Below are 13,075 nucleotides of genomic sequence, written 5' to 3' on the forward strand. Positions count from 1 at the left end.
TGATAAAATATTTATACTATTAATTAAAAGAGGATTACGATGGCAAACAGTCAGATTAATGTCTTAGAGAATGTAAAAGCAGGAGGTGTACTAGAACATACAGGACAATTATCAGAGCAATATACTACTATTTGTGATATTAACCTTAGAAAAATAAAAGGCCAGTTTTTCACTCCTGATAAAGTCAGCAGATTTATGGCAAACTTATTTGAGATTAAACAGGACACCATCCGGCTTTTGGACCCTGGTGCAGGGACAGGAATGCTAATAGCTGCTTTTTGTGAGAATCTATTAAACCTTGGGGTTAAAAATATATATTTAACTGTAGATGCCTATGAAAACGACTCTGGTGTTTTATCTGTGTTAAAAGATGTTTTGGAAGACTGCAAGAAAAGGTTAATAAATGCAGGGAATGAATTTCAATACAATATTTATCAAGAAGACTTTATTTTGTATAATGAAAGATATTTAGAAAAACCTAATTTATTCTGGGCAAATAGCAAGAATAATAACGTTTTATACGATTTTGTAATATGTAATCCCCCTTATTACAAATTAAACAAGAGTTCATCCCAATCTATCGCAATGTCAGAAATAGTTTCAGGACAACCTAATATTTATGCCCTTTTTATGGCATTATCTGCGCATATGTTAGATACCGGCGGAGAGATGGTTTTCATCACACCAAGAAGTTTTTGTTCCGGACTATATTACAAGAAATTCAGAGAATGGATTTTAAAAAACGTCAAGGTAACAAACATACACATCTTTGAATCCAGAAAGGATGTGTTTGACAAGGATAATGTGCTTCAGGAGAACGTAATAATAAAACTAAAAAAAACAGATAAAAATGACAGGATAACTGTAACAAGCAGTGAAACTAAATCTTTTGATAATACAAAAAAAATTACAGTGCCTTATGACAATGCAATATACCATAAAAATGGAGATACATTTATAAGAATACCCACTACCCTTTTAGATTTAGAGATATTGCATACTATTGATACATGGCCTAAAACATTAAAAGAATTAGGATTGGAAATCTCTACAGGCCCGGTTGTTCCTTTTCGTGCAGAAAAACATCTGATATCCAAACTTACGGAAAAACAGGAAGCTCCCCTTATATGGATGCATAATCTCCAGAATACGAAGGTCGTATACCCGTTAAAGAAGAGTGGCAAGCAAGAGGCAATTAGAATATGTGATGAAACAAAATCCCTTTTATTGCCCTTAAAGAATTATGTCTTGTTAAAACGGTTTAGTTCGAAAGAGCAGAAAAAACGGCTATATGCTGCTGTATTGTTAGAATCAGAATTCCCTTACAAGACTATCGGGCTTGAGAATCATGTAAACTACATACATAAACCTAACGGAACTTTATCTGTTTATGAGGTTCTTGGTATTGCAGCAATATTAAATACAAATATTGTTGATAGTTTCTTTAGGACTTTTAACGGCAATACTCAGGTAAATGCCACGGACATTAGGAGTTTGCCTTTGCCAAGCATTGAAGATATTATAAAAATTGGAAAAATGGTTTGTAAAATTAAACCTCAAAATGAGCACGATTTAGACAGAATTGTTGGTGAAGTATTGAATATTAGTCCCAAAATTATAAAAAATAAGAATGGGAGGAAAAATTTAAAATGCCTAAAATAAAAGACGCCATTGATATCTTAAAAGAAATAGGGCTCCCGAAAGCACAACAAAATGAGCGTTCCTCTTTAACATTATTGGCTTTGTTAAATTTAAAGGAAAATGTGTCTTGGTCGGAGTCTAAAAAGCGAATTATAAGAATTCATGATATTTTAGTTTTCATTCAAGAAAACTATGGGAAAAAATATGCTGAAAATACAAGAGAAACAATAAGACGCCAGACACTTCACCAGTTTGAGCAAGCGGGAATAGTGGCAAGAAACACCGATGATTCATCCAGACCTACAAATAGCCCTAATACAGTATATACTATTACTGACGAAGCTTTAGAAGCTATCGGCAAATATGGGACATCTAATTGGCAAAGTGCTTTACAGAAATTCGTGAAAAACAAAGGCAAATTATCTGAAAAATACGAGAAGAGAAGAAAGGAACTTTTTATCCCTTTAGAGTTACCGGATGGAACTTCCGTCAAACTTTCGCCGGGAAAACACAATGAACTACAAGTTCAAATAATCAATCAATTTCAGACAAGATTTTGTAAAGGAGCTAAGTTAGTTTATCTTGGCGATACCGCAATAAAGGAATTACGTGTGGAAAAAGCCCTATTGGAAGAGTTGAAAATTCCAATGACAAAACACGATAAACTGCCAGACGTAATTCTCTATGATTCCCAGAAAAACCAGCTTTTCTTAATAGAGGCCGTTACGGCACATGGTCCTGTTTCACCTAAACGCCAAATGGAATTGGAAGAAGTGCTGAAAGAGTGCAAAGCAAAGAAAATATATATAAGCGCATTTCCGGATTTCCATGAATTTAAGAAGTACATTGATAACATCGCTTGGGAAACCGAGGTGTGGCTGGCAGACAATCCTGACCATATGATTCATTTTAACGGGGATAAATTTCTCAATGTTTAGCAAATTAAAGGAGTAAACAAAAAACCGATAAAAAATAATAACAAACATGAACTTGCCTGAACCATCATCTAAACAATTTTCAAGTTTAATAGAAGATATATCTTCAGGTAGATTAAAAATACCTCAATTTCAAAGAGAATTTATTTGGGAAATTAAAAAATGTGCTAGTTTATTAGATAGTATTGTCAAAGGTTATCCGGTTGGGACATTTATTTTCTGGAAAACTAAAGAAAGATTACGTACTGTAAAAAATATTGGCAATTTAGATTTGCCAGAACCACCAAAAGGAGATTTTGTAAATTTCATTCTTGACGGACAACAGAGAATAACAAGCTTGTTTACTGCATTAAAAGGAGAAAAAGTAGTTCGTGGGGATGGGAAAGAAGAGGATTTCTCTGAATTTTATATTGATTTGGAAGCAAAAGAAGACGAAAAAATTGTTACTACGGAAATTGATGATAAGGAGAAAAGCCAAATAATCAAGTTAAGAGAACTGCTTTATGGTGGTTTAACTTCGTTAGCAGGATATCCACAGAAATACCACCATAAATTAGAAGAATATAAGAAAAGAATTGAATCATATAATTATTCAGTTATTCAAGTAAATGAAGTTCCAATTGATGTAGCAACGGAAATATTTACAAGAATTAATGTAGGAGGAAAACCACTTTCACTATTTGAGATAATGGTTGCGAAAACCTATGACTACGAGAAAAATTTTGATTTATCTGAGAAATTCGATTTGTTAATAGAATCTCTTGAAAATGTAAATTATGAAACTATGTCTGATGCAACAGTTCTGCAAATAATTTCTTTGATATTAACTAAAGAGTGTAAAAGGAAAATTATCTTATCGCTTGATAAAGAGAAATTTATTGAAATATGGGAAAGCGTAGTTGATTCAATAGAAAGAACTGTTGAGTATTTTAGAAGCTATTATAGAATTCCTGTCTCGCAATTATTACCTTATAATGCTTTAATAGTCCCATTTGCATATTTCTTTTACTACCACAATGATAAGCCAACGGGTAATAAACAAAAATATTTACAAGATTTCTTTTGGAGAGTTGCATTATCTGGTAGATATTCTTCGTCTGTTGAGAGCAAACTTGCCCAAGATATTAAGAGAATTGACAAAATTTTGAAAGATGATTTACCCCAATATGATTGGCCAATAAATATTTCTCCAGAATTTGTTAAAAATAATGGTTGGTTTAGCGCAGGAAGAAGCTATATAAAAGCCATTCTTTGTATTTATACTTATTATCAGCCGAAATCGTTTCTCGATGACTCTCTTGTAAATATAAGCAATGATTGGTTAAAACAAGCCAATAGTAAAAACTATCATCATTTCTTTCCACGAGCATATCTCGGTAAGTTAGGCAAAGAGGAAAAGAAAATCAATCATATTCTGAATATAACTATTGTTGATGATTTTTTGAATAAGAGAAAAATTAGAGACAAATCTCCATCCGAATATATGGAAACATTCAAGAAAAATAATCCCATTTTATCAGAAACCATGAAAACTCATTTAATTATGGATCTTGACGAATTTGGTATCTGGGCAGACAATTACGAGACTTTTTTTGATAAACGTGCAGAAGTGGTTGCTAAAGAAATAAAGAAAAAGATAATAAAACAAGCAGTAGATAACACTCCTCAAGCCAATTTAATCGGTGATTTTTCCGAAGAATTAGAGATTGAGTGATATATTTGTTTTTCTCAATTCCCTTACTGTTCCATAATACACCTTTCTGAATTTCGTCCTGTATCTCGCAAAATGCGGTAGGCTCACTTCTTTCATCCAGAATATCAGAATCTTTTCATCCCACTTCAGTCCGTACTCTTTTACTAATATCTCTCCCATATTAGGATAAGGATACTTAAAGGTCGTTACATACTTATTCTTTCTCAGGTTCTTATATTTCTTAGGTACATTAGCATTCTTACTATACACTTTAACAAACTTCTTAACTATCAATACCATTCTATAGGTACCCCTTAGGGTGTGAAGATTTCATTTTTTTGATGATTTTTATTGGCATTTTATGGAATTAATTTAGAGCTGTTTTTAGACTGCTTTTTCAGAATTTTCAAGAGGTTCAATATTGAATATACTGTCTAATTCGTCATTATGTCTGTCCATAGCTTGTTTTAGAGTCTCATCGTTCACCACTCCTTTCTTTATCTCAAACTTCGGGAACTGCACAAGCACGGGCTCGTTAAACCTGCCCTTTAGCTTCACAATCGCCTGTCCTATGTTCAGACGGTCAATAAAACCCATTTCTTCAGGCTCAAGGCTCATACATTTCGATATGTCTACAATATCCTTCCCATTGCCCAGATTAAAGCAGATTTTACAGTAAGTATTCGCTTTTATTGAATCGCTTAACTTATTCGGCTCCTGGTCTATGGCAATTATGGACTCGCCAAACTCCCTTATCATCCTGATTATGGTCTCAATTATCGTTTCTTCGCCCTTTGTCCTCTCTTTTTTGCCACTCAACATATGATGAGCTTCTTCTATTATGATTGCATGCTTAAACTCCTCTCTTTTCGTCTGATTCTTCCTGTATTCGTAAATCCAGAGCATCAACGCTTCAATGAAAAACACTTTATCTGAAGTTGCAAGATTATCCATCTCAAGAATAACGTTCTTATTCAGGAGCTTGTGAAGTTTTGATCGTTTTCTAACATTCAAGACATCTCCAAAGAGACCTGGAAAAGTCAGGCTTGCTAAAATTCTCTTCACGGATGCCATCCATAACATCTCCCTACCCTTCACAAACTCTTTTTTAAGCACTTTTTCCATATCACGAAAGGTAGGATATACCTTTTTGCCTTTATACACTCCAAATCGCTCATAAAGGTCATTTAAGGCATCCCTTAAAAAATACTCCACCCCGTGTCCTGCAAAATAAGCATGGCATATTACGTCTATGATCCTGCCAAGCCATAGTTTTGTGTCAACTCCTGGCGGCGGGATAAGGGGATTAAAATAAAAAGATGAAGTTTTTGCTCCTATCGTAAAGACAAAAGTGTCCTTAAATTCAGGAAACTGCAATAAATCCCTGCAATTTTTTTTCCAGTCAAATATCAAAAATGGCTTATCGTGTTTTTTAAGCTCTTTGATTATCTGAAAAACAGTATTTGTTTTTCCTGTTCCGGTCATTCCTACGATGAGCATATGCTTTATCCATTCATCCTCACACAATCCAAACTCTGAATAAATCTTATCTGCATACAACACATCTCCCAACGGATATTCTCCTTCTGTTTGTTTCTTATCCGGCGGAGGCAATATTATATTTTTAGCATATCCATTTTTTGCTTTCCTGTCTGCAATAATCCTGAGAATATCCACATCGTCCTGTTTGCTTTTCAGGTCAGAGGATGCTAAATAAGAGTGCCACAGTGCATTGGTGCTTCCCTTGCCTAAAGCAGGTACAAGTTTTCTCAGCAGTCTTTTAGTTTCTTCCATTTAAGAGTAGTTTTGATTTTTCTTTTTGTTTCCGCAACTCCTCCTGTGCAAACCGAAGTTTCTCTTTCAGTATTATCACATCCCTGAAACAAGAAATCTCCTCGTGAAACTTGCTTTGTTCCACATTAAGCATCTGCAATTGGAATGTGGTTCTTCTTGACATAAAACTCGGATTAAACTTATCAAACTCAAGCTGGTTGACTGCATCCTCAAGCCCCACTCTCTGGTGCTCAAGCTCAGAGATAAGCCCTTTTTTTATCTTCTGTCTCTCATCTATCTCGCTCTCAAGCTCCTTGATTCTCTGCTCAAGGTTTTCAATCGGGACTAGTAATAATCGTTGCAAATCATCATCGTCATTATCGCTATCAGCATTGCTATTGTAAATAGAATCAGGTAAATTACATCCTTCCGAATCATACTCATGTTTTTCCATCTCGTTTTAAGGTTCATTTTAATCTTTCTCACTAAATCAGCTTCTCGTTTGCCATGCTTTTATACTGTTCATATCCTATTATGATATGGTCCAAAAGCCGTATCCCTAAAAGTTTCATTCCCTCTTGCAGATGATGCGTCAATTCTATATCGCTTGCAGACGGCGTAGGGTCTCCCGAAGGATGATTGTGCGCAAAAATAAGATTTGCCGAATTGTATAAAATTGCCGTCTTAAACACTTCTCTTGGCTCTACCATTGATGACATAAGACTGCCTGTGCTTACTTCATCTACTCCTAACACCCTGTTTTTTGAATCAAGCAGTATTGAAATAAACTTTTCCCTGTCCTCGTTTTCAAGATGCTTTACAAAATTATACACGCTTTTAGGAGTGTTTAACTGGACGGGTTTGTATTCTGAGTTTTCCCTCACTACCTTAAGCTTTACTGAATAGCCGTGATAGCTCCCGTCGTAAAACGATTCCGGTTTTTCTCCTATTTTTTGCTCAAGACCGTTTTCAGGAACGTCTGGTTTGTACTTGCTGTTTTTGTTTTGGTTTCCCATTATAATTTAAAATTGAAAGCACAAGCGCTGTGGTATGTTTCCTTAAAACAGATTTCGGGTCAGACTCATCGCCAAGTTCGTAATAAAACCCTCCTGAGCCATAATCAACAAGCTCAAGCCCGTCTATCTTGTTTGCAATTCCAAAAAACTCCTTTACCGGCATTTCCTTGTATCTTACAGAAATAAGCTTGTCTTTCTCATCCTTTTGGCAAATTATGCCCTGTGGCCCGAAGGCTGTTCCGATGGTTTCTATGCCGTCCAATTTCAGCTTGCCGGTTTCATTTAGCAGGTTTTCAAGCTCTTGTGCGTGGTCTAATTTTACAATGCCCATATTCCTTTCCTTAAAATCATAAAATAGATCAGTGCTTTCAACGAGAGCACAGTAAGCATTGTGCATCGGACTCGTTGTGTTGACGTGCAGGCTGAGCTCATAAAAATCTATGCCATAAAACTTTTTTACCCTCTTTGCCACTTCACTGCTTGGCACTTCTAATTTTGCATGCAGGTAAGGATAATCCTTGTCTCCGAACAGAAGTTTTTCCCTGCCCTCTGCCAACTCATCGCAAAGAGTGAACGAAAGAAAAGCAGGGCTGTTAATTACGTCTTTCCTGTGTGCTTCTATAAAGCCTTCCACGAATTTGTTTAGTTCATTTGGTCTCATTTTCTTTTTTCTTTGTAATCATTTTGATTTACGCTCATCTCATTGCCGGTAGAGGAATAGATTCTTGCCCTGACTCCATATCCCCTGATAAACTCCTTTAGCCTGTCCTCTAATTCCTCCTGATGCTGACCGTCAAGTAAAGAGAGGACTTTTATCTCTAACTTCATCCTGTTATAATGCGGGTTTGTTTCGGCGAAGCCTTGTTTGTATTGGTGTTTCATTTTTTTTCAAAAAAGGACACGTCTCTTTCCATGTCCTGTTTTAGTTTGAGCACGTCTTCTGCGATTTGCTCGCCTTTTGGGGTAAATTCTATGTGCTTAATCTTGCTGCCTTCTGTTCTTGTGATGAAGCCACCTGTTTCCATAAGAGATAATATTTTTCTTATGTGTGCAGGGGACGAGTTCGGGACTTCCCTGTATAATCTCTGGGTATATCTATGAGGCTTTCTTATGTGATGCAGAGCTATAAGAACCATGCTCCAATGCGATAAACTTAGTTGACTTAACATTTGCCTCGTTTGTTACTACCAATCAGTAGTGTCATTATGAGGTAGTGACATTATTTAAATTTTTCGGTTTGGTGTTTTTCTCACAATAAACAAGGATAAAATCTTCTAAGTTCTCGAGGTAATCGTCTGAACGAAATTCACTTTCTTCTTCCCTTACCCCACTAAGTATATCAATCCCATGATATTTTTGCCTCTCTCTCAGCGTAGAGCTTTCGGATTTTGCTATCGTAGCTGCATATATTTTTTCTGCACCGTATTTTCGTAAAACCCTTGCACATTCTTTTAACGTTGTGCCGTAAGTTACAACATCATCTATAAGCAGGATGCTTTCTCCCATGACAAAATCAGGCTCGTTGACTTTGAATGCTCCTTTTAGTTCTTGCTCCCGTTTTGCCTGAGGAAGGGATCTTAAATCTTTTGTATCTTTGATTCTTGATAATACTCCCCGCTTTACCGGTATCTTCGTATACCACTGGAATGGCACTGCAAGCAAATCTGACTGGTTATAGCCTCTTTCTTTCAGTTTGCCGGGGAATATTGGCACGGGAATGATTACGTCAATTTTATTCATAACCTGCTTATCCGTGAGAAAGTCTAACAACGTTCTTCCAAGGGCATAGCCGATTACAGGCGCCTTCTCTTTTGAGTTTTTCATGCATCTGAGCAATGCACTTAAAGGGTCTCCTGCCTCAGAGTCATAAAGTGAGCGGTATGCATTCAAGGAATAAACTCCGTCTATCAGGGGCTTAAACCGCTCCACCCGGTTATCGGCAAGCTCTTTTCCGTTTTTCAAAATGTGTTTCTCTAAAATTCCGTCAGCGTATTTCCCCACTGCATCCCCATCTTGCTCTTTTATGAAATTTCCCTGTCCATAAAGCGTTGGGTTGTTGGGAGTAAACAGGGTTTCTTTTAATCCCGCTTCCCAGTATTTCACTGCAAGCTTCCAATTGCCCTCGCTAAGGCATTTGCAGCCTTTCTCAAGATAGTTTAACTGTGTTGAATACGTTTCCATTTACCTGTAAGCCTTATATCTCTCACTCTCGTAGAAATGATAAGAGTCCCGTAATTTACAATTTAAGTCGCATACAGGTATTTCATCGCACAAATCAAGCGCATGCTCAAGGCTCCGAATCGTGCCCGTTTCCCATCCAAGACCCCGCTCAGGCTTTACGCATTCTGACTGAGTTGTTTCTATTACTGGGGTTGTTTTTAAAAGTTTCATTCTAAAAAAGGTTGATTTGAGAGGTAGCGGAGATTGTGCTTACCAAAGGCTGGGATTCTTTTGATGCTGTTAATGCTTCTAAGGGCTCTTCAATTGGTATCAGGGATTCTTTTCCGACCATCCCCTTTAGCTTGTCCCAGCATGAATACCATTTATTTGCATATTGCCAGTTGGCTATGCCATCCGGTTTTGATATGTCAATCTCATGAACTAATGAATCGGCATGCAGGAAATATGCCCTTATCCCGTGAATGGCACAATTCGTGAAAGCTATTCGTAAAGCCCGCAGGTCAATGTCAACGCCGAATAGATTTGCATCAGGGGCGTATTTATAAGCCCCAATTAAGAACCTGCCTGTCCCGACACACGGATCAAGGACGTTTAGCGGTCTGCCTGTCTCTTTTGCTTCTCCTATAGTGCTCTGGCACATAAACTCCACTACTGAATCAGGTGTCAGAAACTGCCCTTTTCCAAGCTTTCCCGACCTGCTCTGATTCTCAATGTACATATCTCCAAGATGGTCGTGTATGTCGGATTTGATAATTTCAGGTTTGTAAACAGCCATTAGCTTGCCTGATAAGTCTTTGTCATTAAAGAGCCATTCTAATTTATGCTCTAACTGGCCGAGGACTGCCGGGCAGTTATCCACTGCAAGGAACTCAATTAAGCAGTCCCATGCTTTATCGTAATCGCGGAATCTTCTCGTAAGTATTTCGTACATTGTTTCATACATCTTTCTTGCTGGCAATTTACAGTTCATTGTGTTTGCTCATGAAAGCGGGCGGATTATTAAGGTATGAGTTGCATTTCACAACTACCTTTTTCCAACCCCGCCCGCTTTCTGACGAACGCAGCTATCCGGTGGAAATGGTTGGAGCATGATGTCATTATCTTTCATTATTTCATTCATTTTCTTGCAACTGGACAGGCATAATCAGGTAAAAATTATCCTTGTTTTCGCAGGGGACTGTTTTTAACATCATTGCAGACAGGGGCGTTTTGAACGACCATTCTATTTCCTCTGCTAAAGTGGATTGTAAATTTTGCAACAGGTATTTTGCACTTATTCCTGTTCTTATGTCACTGCCCTTATACTGACACTCTACTTTAGCCTGCGAGTCAAAGCCCTCTCCTTTTGCATACAGGATAAGCCCGTCTTTCTCCGAGGCATTTACTTCAACGATTTCATGATTGTCTTTGGCAAATACCTGAATCTGCCGGATAGCATTGATTAGCTCTTTCCTGTTGGCTGTTAGTTTCTTGTCGTTATCAGTCGGGATGATTTTCTCATATGGCGGAAACTCACCTTCAAGCAGACATGAAGTAAGTCCCAGGTTAGTAGAGTAAAAGCCGGCAAGATTGCCGTCAAAGTACATTCTTATCTCATCGCCATCCATCTTGCTTATGTGTCTTGCTACAGAAGCCGGCACAACGAGTTTTTTCTCTATCTTGCTCTCGATCGGGATAGAATAACTTGCAAGCCTGTGACCGTCTGTAGTTGCTAATTTTAGCTTGTCCTTTCCTATGTGGAACGAAATACCGCTTATAATGGAGCCTTCTTCTTTTGAAGAGGCAAAACTTATTGCCTCAAGCCCTGCTTGAAGTCCGTCTCTTGGCAAAGAGAGATAATTCCCGTCCTTCTCATCCCTTTTGTAGAGACACTGCTCAGCAGGATAGTTTCCAGCAGGTATGGTAGAAATGTTATGCTTTATGTTTTTGCAATGCAACCCTATTTTATCATCTCTAATCTCAAAGCTAATCTCTTCGGATGGCAGGAGACTTACAACTTCCTGTAGTTTTCTGCCCGGAATGAGGAGTTCGGCTTTCGTGCCGTTAGAATTGCATCCGACCATTGCAAGAAGCCATGTATTTAAGTCAGTGGCGGTAATCCTTGCCTTGCCATCCTCTATTTTAAGCCTGACGCAGTCAAGAGCAGGGATGGCTGATTTTGCAGGAATAACTCCTGCAACTTTATCAAGGGTATCTTTCAGACCAAGCTGGTGCATAGTAAAGCTCATTGTTTTGCTCCTGAGTATTTTGGATTGGATTTCTTTTGGGAGACAGTGTAAGTAACGTTGGTATGGGGAGACAGACCTTCAGCCCAGTGGATTCTCCATTGTTTGATTTGGATTTTGCCCATATAGTCCCGCAGTATTCCGTCAACTACCTGAGTCATTGGCTTATGGGTGGCTTTGCCAATCCTGTATAACTTGGTTACAAGGTCTTGTTTTATTTTCGGGCTGTACATCGTGAAAGTTAAAAGGAGGAGGAATTCACGGGGATAACATAAAATGACACAAAATGGACAGACCTAATTACTTAGAATCTTTCCCCCGTGAATTCCATTCCTTAACATGATTTGTGATTGCCTGAGGGGTTTGTCCCATGACTTTTGATTCTCTGATGCTTTCTTTACAGTTAAATCGCATTTTTTCTTTGAAGATAAGGAGGAGGAATTCACGGGTAACATAAAATGGACAAAACTAAGATTACTTAGAATTTTTCCCCCGTGAATTCCATTCCTTAATATGATTTGTGAATGCCTGAAGCTCCTGTTTCAGAGCCTTGAGTTCGGTTTTGACTTCCTCTAAGTCATCCCTGATTTCTACTGTTTGCGTGAAAAGGTCTGCGTGAGCCTCAATGTAGCGGTAGAGCTTTTTCTCTACTTTTTCTATCCTGCACATCAGGTTTTCGCAGTTATTGTTTCTCATCGTCGGTGTTTTTGACCTCAAAACACATAAAGAAAGCCCTTTAAAATAGATTGTGCTACTTTAGAGTCGTAAAGATTTTTGAGGAAAATGTGGAAAAATGTCTACAAATATAGATATTTGCAAATAAATTTTTCTTGCATTGATACAAATATTAGAATAAAATTTATTTTTATGAGATTTGTTTCTATCTGTTGAGTTTTGGAAAATTTAGAGAAAAAATATTTGACTTTTTTAGATTAAGAAGTAATCTTTATAAAGTAGCCTTGATAGGCTAATTTGAGGAGGCAAAAATGAAAATCTATTTTATTAGACATACTGAAGCGGATGATGATAGACGAGATAGCTATGGTGGGATTGCTGACGATCCATTAATTGAGTCTGGGAAAAAATATGCAAGAAATGTTGGTCAAGTATTATCAACGAGAAACATTGAGGTAGTATACACGAGTCCATATATAAGGGCTCGGGAAACAGCAGAGCTTATTAATGAAGCACTTAGTGTAGAAGTTGTGGAGATTTATAATTTAAGAGAACGTAATTCCTATGGCGTACTTAGTGGAATTGAGAAAAGCAGAGCAAAAACATTGTTCCCTCCAATTTACATGAGAGTTCAACAAATGAAAGAAAATGACACCAAACCTTCTGAATCTGTCGAAACTTTACCTGGAGCAGAGACATATACAGAAATCCTTTTAAGAGCAAAAGATGCATTTAATCAAATATATAGAGAAAGTAAATTGGCTAATTTTAAACGTGTAGCCGTGGTCACACATGGAGGATTTGCATGGGCATTTTTTAAAGATGTTGTTAAAATTCCTAAACAACTTGAAAAAGGGGAAATTGTTGTGTTGGAGGGAAACGATATAGTTTCCCTAACAATTAACGAAAAAGAGACAGAGGAATTAAGAAAGTAGA

Annotated in this window: 16 protein-coding genes; 4 read left to right on the forward strand and 12 right to left on the reverse strand. The window is 37.3% G+C overall.

All coding sequences use genetic code 11. The features are described from left to right. Positions 1-39 precede the first annotated feature (39 nt). From WC614_07035 to WC614_07045, 3 genes are read left to right on the forward strand one after another with little or no spacing between them, the layout of a single operon-like run. Positions 40-1,662 (forward strand): Eco57I restriction-modification methylase domain-containing protein, encoded by a 1,623-nt coding sequence (locus WC614_07035; GenBank protein ID MFA5032756.1) that lies wholly within the window; start codon positions 40-42, stop codon positions 1,660-1,662. Beyond that, positions 1,650-2,579: a BsuBI/PstI family type II restriction endonuclease gene (locus WC614_07040; GenBank protein ID MFA5032757.1), complete on the forward strand. Its 930-nt coding sequence runs from the start codon at positions 1,650-1,652 to the stop codon at positions 2,577-2,579. The genes WC614_07035 and WC614_07040 overlap by 13 nt, the downstream gene beginning before the upstream one ends. A gap of 46 nt (positions 2,580-2,625) precedes the next feature. Further along, complete coding sequence (locus WC614_07045) at positions 2,626-4,290, forward strand: DUF262 domain-containing protein (protein MFA5032758.1); 1,665 nt, start codon at positions 2,626-2,628, stop codon at positions 4,288-4,290. Here the strand turns inward: WC614_07045 and WC614_07050 are convergent. The 12 genes from WC614_07050 to WC614_07105 all read right to left on the reverse strand — a co-directional run bounded on the left by WC614_07050 (position 4,276) and on the right by WC614_07105 (position 12,160). Then, positions 4,276-4,569, reverse strand: a complete 294-nt coding sequence (locus tag WC614_07050; GenBank protein MFA5032759.1) for a hypothetical protein — start codon at positions 4,567-4,569, stop codon at positions 4,276-4,278. The genes WC614_07045 and WC614_07050 overlap by 15 nt on opposite strands. Before the next feature lie 84 nt (positions 4,570-4,653). Beyond that, positions 4,654-6,063, reverse strand: coding sequence for a DUF87 domain-containing protein (locus WC614_07055; protein ID MFA5032760.1), 1,410 nt, complete (start codon positions 6,061-6,063; stop codon positions 4,654-4,656). Further along, on the reverse strand, positions 6,050-6,496 hold the full coding sequence (locus tag WC614_07060; GenBank protein ID MFA5032761.1) for a hypothetical protein: 447 nt from the start codon (positions 6,494-6,496) through the stop codon (positions 6,050-6,052). Before WC614_07060 ends, WC614_07055 begins: the two co-directional genes overlap by 14 nt. A 31-nt stretch (positions 6,497-6,527) precedes the next feature. Beyond that, positions 6,528-7,058, reverse strand: coding sequence for a JAB domain-containing protein (locus WC614_07065; protein MFA5032762.1), 531 nt, complete (start codon positions 7,056-7,058; stop codon positions 6,528-6,530). Beyond that, positions 7,012-7,719, reverse strand: coding sequence for a hypothetical protein (locus WC614_07070; protein MFA5032763.1), 708 nt, complete (start codon positions 7,717-7,719; stop codon positions 7,012-7,014). Before WC614_07070 ends, WC614_07065 begins: the two co-directional genes overlap by 47 nt. Beyond that, positions 7,716-7,940, reverse strand: a complete 225-nt coding sequence (locus WC614_07075; protein MFA5032764.1) for a hypothetical protein — start codon at positions 7,938-7,940, stop codon at positions 7,716-7,718. Before WC614_07075 ends, WC614_07070 begins: the two co-directional genes overlap by 4 nt. Next, the gene (locus WC614_07080) at positions 7,937-8,227 is read right to left on the reverse strand and encodes a hypothetical protein (protein MFA5032765.1); all 291 of its coding nucleotides are present in this window, start codon (positions 8,225-8,227) and stop codon (positions 7,937-7,939) included. Before WC614_07080 ends, WC614_07075 begins: the two co-directional genes overlap by 4 nt. Positions 8,228-8,261: 34 nt before the next feature. Then, the gene (locus WC614_07085) at positions 8,262-9,239 is read right to left on the reverse strand and encodes a phosphoribosyltransferase family protein (protein MFA5032766.1); all 978 of its coding nucleotides are present in this window, start codon (positions 9,237-9,239) and stop codon (positions 8,262-8,264) included. Positions 9,240-9,450: 211 nt separating this feature from the next. Further along, positions 9,451-10,182 (reverse strand): N-6 DNA methylase, encoded by a 732-nt coding sequence (locus WC614_07090; protein ID MFA5032767.1) that lies wholly within the window; start codon positions 10,180-10,182, stop codon positions 9,451-9,453. A gap of 169 nt (positions 10,183-10,351) precedes the next feature. Then, positions 10,352-11,467: a DNA polymerase III subunit beta gene (dnaN, locus tag WC614_07095; protein ID MFA5032768.1), complete on the reverse strand. Its 1,116-nt coding sequence runs from the start codon at positions 11,465-11,467 to the stop codon at positions 10,352-10,354. Beyond that, complete coding sequence (locus tag WC614_07100; protein MFA5032769.1) at positions 11,464-11,697, reverse strand: hypothetical protein; 234 nt, start codon at positions 11,695-11,697, stop codon at positions 11,464-11,466. The genes dnaN and WC614_07100 overlap by 4 nt, the downstream gene beginning before the upstream one ends. Before the next feature lie 241 nt (positions 11,698-11,938). Further along, a complete protein-coding gene (locus tag WC614_07105; protein ID MFA5032770.1) occupies positions 11,939-12,160 on the reverse strand; it encodes a hypothetical protein in 222 nt (73 codons plus the stop codon). Between the two features lie 290 nt (positions 12,161-12,450). Here WC614_07105 and WC614_07110 point away from each other — a divergent pair, with 290 nt between their 5' ends. Continuing rightward, positions 12,451-13,074 carry a histidine phosphatase family protein gene (locus WC614_07110; GenBank protein MFA5032771.1) on the forward strand — a complete coding sequence of 208 codons (624 nt, stop codon included), beginning with the start codon at positions 12,451-12,453 and terminating at the stop codon, positions 13,072-13,074. Position 13,075: the final 1 nt, after the last annotated feature.

This window comes from bacterium, assembly GCA_041649255.1.
GTDB lineage: Bacteria > Hydrothermota > UBA3073 > JACQXS01 > JAQTXJ01 > JAQTXJ01.